A 259-nucleotide genomic window follows, 5' to 3' on the forward strand; every position below is an offset into this window, starting at 1 on the left:
TATCTGAATGCAAAACCAACTCGAACCCAGCGCCTAAGGCATAGCCATTGACTGCGCTAATGAGTGGCTTACTAAACGCATCAATTTTCTGCCAAAGCTTCGGGCGAATATCGAGTTGCAAAGACACGGCGTCCATTGCAGCCAACTCACTAAGATCTGCTCCAGCCGCAAAACACTGAGCGTTACCCGTTAAAACCACTGCTTTGACTTGAGCATTGTGCTCAGCTTCTTCGAGCAACTCACACAAACACTGCAATGT

The 259-nt window shown here is 47.9% G+C and carries 1 protein-coding gene; it reads right to left on the bottom strand.

The features are described from left to right. The coding region (locus tag ACG916_RS21680; RefSeq protein ID WP_419378821.1) for an enoyl-CoA hydratase-related protein at window positions 1-259 on the bottom strand (259 nt) is incomplete at both ends.

The organism is Acinetobacter legionensis (assembly GCF_048552295.1).
Lineage (GTDB): Bacteria > Pseudomonadota > Gammaproteobacteria > Pseudomonadales > Moraxellaceae > Acinetobacter.